Raw genomic sequence first — 4,389 nt, forward strand, 5'->3', positions numbered from 1 at the left:
GTTCCGGCAGCCTTCAGTGGTCTTTGCAGAGTTAAGACAGGCGGCTTAGCGTTGCACTTCGAACTTGAATCCGCCTTTTACTATCCCTCCTGACTTCCATGTCGAATTTGTTTTTTTGCACGGGAAGCCGCTATACCAATATCAGGGATTTTTATCTTCAGGCCGCATTTGCGGCCTTTTTTTATCAACTTTTTTACCCATAAAAAAAGGAGCCATCAGGCACCCTTTTTATCATCACTGACAGCGCTTACTGGTATTTACGCATTACCAGCGTCGCGTTGGTGCCGCCAAAGCCGAAGCTGTTAGACATTACCGTGGTCAGTTTCTGCTCGGTTGGCTGAGTAATAATATTCAGACCTGCCGCTTTCTCATCCAGCTCTTCGATATTGATGCTTGGTGCGATGAAGCTGTGTTCCAGCATCAGCAAAGAGTAGATCGCTTCCTGCACGCCCGCAGCACCCAGAGAGTGGCCGGTCATCGCTTTGGTCGCAGACATTGCCGGAGAGTTATCGCCAAACACTTCACGAATCGCGCCCAGCTCTTTCACATCACCAACCGGAGTGGAAGTACCGTGGGTGTTCAGATAGTCGATTGGGGTATCAACACCGGCCATCGCCATACGCATGCAGCGCATTGCGCCTTCACCTGATGGAGCAACCATGTCCGCACCGTCAGAGGTCGCGCCGTAGCCAACGATCTCAGCGTAGATGTGAGCACCACGCGCCAGCGCATGCTCCAGCTCTTCCACCACCACCATACCGCCGCCGCCAGCGATGACAAAGCCGTCACGGCCAGCATCGTAAGTACGGGACGCTTTTTCCGGCGCTTCGTTGTATTTGGTGGACAGTGCGCCCATTGCATCGAACTCACAGGACATTTCCCAGCACAGCTCTTCGCCGCCGCCAGCAAATACCACATCCTGTTTGCCCAGCTGAATCTGCTCAACAGCATTACCGATACAGTGTGCGGAGGTCGCACACGCGGAGCTGATGGAGTAGTTAACACCGTGAATCTTGAATGGGGTCGCCAGGCAGGCAGACACACCGGATGCCATCGCCTTGGTCACCATGTAAGGACCGACGCCACGCAGGCCTTTCGCGCGCATACCGTCAACGCTGGCAGCCTGGTAGAACGGTGAACCACCGCCGGAACCGGCGATCAGGCCGACACGTGGATTATTCTGGTACTGCTCTTCTGTCAGGCCGGAATCTTTGATCGCTTCACGCATGGAGACAAAAGCGTAAACAGATGCATCACTCATAAAACGCAGCATCTTACGGTCAATATCGTAGCCGATTTTTTGCGGGTTACCCTCAGCATCTAAAACCGGCTTCACATTACCCCAGACGTGACTACGCATGCCGGAATCTTTCAGCTCTTGTGAGAAAGTAATCCCTGAGCGCCCCTCACGCAGAGAAGCCAGGACTTCCTCCTGGTTGTTACCAATGCTCGAAACGATCCCTAAGCCAGTAATCACTGCACGTTTCATTCAAATACCTCTTTCCACCACAATTTTAGTTTCGACGAGCACTCTAGCTTACACTTGTACGCCGAACAAGTCCGATCTGCGATTAACTTTTGTAAATTTGCGTCGTGTGAGCGACATCGCTAAAATCGCGCCACTGCCTGATTAGTGAGCCATTCCTGTGAAATTATCCCCGGTCGAACACGCCGAACTGTCCTGGAATGAACAGGGTACACCTGTATCCCGAACATTCGATGACGTCTATTTCTCCAATCAAAACGGTCTGGAGGAGACGCGCTACGTGTTCCTCGACGGCAACCAGCTGCCTGCCCGTTTTGCCGATCACCCACGTGAACTTTTTATTACCGCCGAAACCGGCTTTGGCACCGGGCTGAATTTTCTCACCCTGTGGCAGGCGTTTGATCAGTTTCGCCAGACACACCCTGAGGCAACACTGCAGCGCCTGCATTTTATCAGCGTCGAGAAGTATCCACTTACTCACGCCGATCTCGCCGCCGCCCACGCCCACTGGCCGGAACTGGCGCACTGGGCGCAGCAGTTGCAGGCACAATGGCCGATGGCGCTGCCGGGCTGCCACCGCGTGCTGCTCGATGGCGGTCGCATCACGTTAGACCTTTGGTTCGGCGATATTAACCTGCTGATGGGTCGTTTTGATGACAGTCTCCATCGCCAGATAGACGCCTGGTTTCTCGATGGTTTCGCCCCGGCCAAAAACCCGGAGATGTGGACGCCGGAACTGTTTGCCTGCATGGCGCGGATGGCGCGTCCGGGTGGCACATTCGCCACCTTTACCGCTGCCGGTTTTGTGCGCCGCGATCTGCTGGACGCCGGATTTAATGCGCGTCGTCGTAAAGGCTTCGGGCAAAAACGCGAGATGCTGATCGGTACGCTGGATGAAGCACCGGAATTAGCTGTGCGTGCGCCGTGGTATCGCCGCCCGGCAGCGGAAGGCGAAGATATCGCGATTATTGGCGGCGGCGTTGCCAGCGCAGCACTGGCGCTGGCGCTGCTGCGCCGCAATAAGCGCGTCACACTCTATTGTGCTGATGACGAGCCGGCGCTCGGTGCCTCCAGCAATCGTCAGGGCGCGCTCTACCCTTTGCTGAATCATCATGATGAAGCACTGAAACAATTTTTCCCGGCGGCCTTTACCTTTGCCCGTCGCCTGTATGACACCGTGCCGCAGCAGTTTGAGCACGACTGGTGTGGTGTCACGCAGCTGGGCTGGGATGAAAAAAGCCGCGAGAAGATTGCTCAGATGCTGACGCTGGGTCTGCCTGATGAACTGGCGCATGCAGTGGACCAGCAACAGGCGGAGGCGCTGACAGCCGTCACGACTGGCTGCGGTGGCATCACCTACCCGCTCGGCGGCTGGCTGGCACCTCGCGAACTGACCACACTGCTGTTTGAGCTGGCGGAGGCACAGGGATTACGTATTCACTGGCTGCACCGGCTGACCACCCTTGATGCACTGCAACCCGGCTGGCAATTGACCTTTGCCGATGGCAAACAACTGAATCACCAGAATGTGGTGCTGGCGAACGGCCACCAGCTGACCTCACTGCTGCAGAGTGCACAGCTGCCGGTTTACCCGGTTGCTGGTCAGGTCAGTCATGCCCCATCACGCGGCGGCGTCAGCGCATTAAAACAGGTGTTGTGTTATGACGGTTATCTGACGCCCGTCAGCCCGCAGTTTGGCACCCACTGCATCGGTGCCAGCTATCGTCGCGGCGAAGTGACCGCTGACTATCGCGAAACCGATCAGCAGGAGAATCGCCAGCGTTTAATCCGCTGCCTGCCAGAGAGTGACTGGCCGCAACAGATCGATGTCAGCGACAGCGAAGCGCGCTGCGGCGTGCGTTGCGCCACACGCGATCATCTGCCGATGGCGGGTGCGCTGGCGGACTATCCGCAGACGCTGGCGCAATACGCCGATCTGCATGACCAGCTGGCGCGCGGTGACGAAATAGCGCCTGCGCCGCTGTGGCCACAGCTGTTTGTGCTGGGTGCGCTGGGTTCGCGCGGGTTATGCAGCGCACCACTGGCGGCCGAGATTCTGGCTGCGCAGCTGTGTGGCGAACCAATACCTATGGATGCCGATACGCTGGCCGCGCTGAATCCGAATCGCTACTGGGTGAGGAAGCTGCTGAAGGGAAAAGCGGTAGCGCCAGCAGCATTATAAAAGAGAACGGGGCCGAAGCCCCGTTTTTTTACCCTGAAATACAGCGAAGTTTATAACTTATAGGCGTTAATTTTAGATATGCGCACTTCACCACTAAAGCTGGAAATCGTGGCTGACAAAGTGAAATAAGCCGCGCCAGAAGGCGCCACCCGGACACCCGGCGTAGAGGCCAGATAACGCGATCCACCATAAGCGGTATAACCCGGAATGGACGTATCCTGAAATGACGTGCTCATATCGTATTGATAGCTGGTGCTGCTGCCAATACTGGCGCCATCTTTATCGTAATAAGTAAACTGGACGTTAGTGGTAAATGAACCCGTTGCCGTCCCGATAGACAGTGCGACGTGTGCCGCGAGCGTGTCACCAGGAGAAACCGGGATCAGTTTGCTGGTGCCTTTCCAGTAACTGGAGGATCCCGCGCCGGTAAGTTTCATCACCTGACTATTTTTGGTTGTTCCGGTCGAATCCGTCACGGCTTCAATCACACTGGCAACAGAACCAGACGTGATCGTCCAGTTTGAACCAACCGACGAACCGATGGTATCCAAAGAAAAATCATTATCCCGTAATAACTGCATACCATCAGGCATTTTGGGAATACTGCCTTTGACCATATTTCTGACTTTAATGTTGCCAAGTCCGGGGCGGATTCAACTCCGAAGTGCAACGCTAAGCCGCCAATCTTAGCTCTGCAAACACCACAGACGGTTGCCTGAAT

3 protein-coding genes are annotated in these 4,389 nt (G+C 55.6%); 1 reads left to right on the plus strand and 2 read right to left on the minus strand.

Annotation, left to right across the window (positions count from 1 at the left end):
• Positions 1 to 247 precede the first annotated feature (247 nt).
• Positions 248 to 1,489: a beta-ketoacyl-ACP synthase I gene (gene fabB, locus ACSZO1_RS21755; protein WP_437616381.1), complete on the minus strand. Its 1,242-nt coding sequence runs from the start codon at positions 1,487 to 1,489 to the stop codon at positions 248 to 250.
• Between the two features lie 157 nt (positions 1,490 to 1,646).
• On the opposite strand from fabB, the gene mnmC reads away from it, so the two are divergent.
• Positions 1,647 to 3,668 carry a bifunctional tRNA (5-methylaminomethyl-2-thiouridine)(34)-methyltransferase MnmD/FAD-dependent 5-carboxymethylaminomethyl-2-thiouridine(34) oxidoreductase MnmC gene (gene mnmC, locus ACSZO1_RS21760; protein ID WP_437616383.1) on the plus strand — a complete coding sequence of 674 codons (2,022 nt, stop codon included), beginning with the start codon at positions 1,647 to 1,649 and terminating at the stop codon, positions 3,666 to 3,668.
• A gap of 50 nt (positions 3,669 to 3,718) precedes the next feature.
• Here mnmC and ACSZO1_RS21765 read toward each other — a convergent pair whose 3' ends face one another.
• Positions 3,719 to 4,285 carry a hypothetical protein gene (locus tag ACSZO1_RS21765; RefSeq protein ID WP_437616385.1) on the minus strand — a complete coding sequence of 189 codons (567 nt, stop codon included), beginning with the start codon at positions 4,283 to 4,285 and terminating at the stop codon, positions 3,719 to 3,721.
• Positions 4,286 to 4,389: the final 104 nt, after the last annotated feature.

Source organism: Erwinia sp. V71, assembly GCF_965644245.1.
Lineage (GTDB): Bacteria > Pseudomonadota > Gammaproteobacteria > Enterobacterales > Enterobacteriaceae > Erwinia.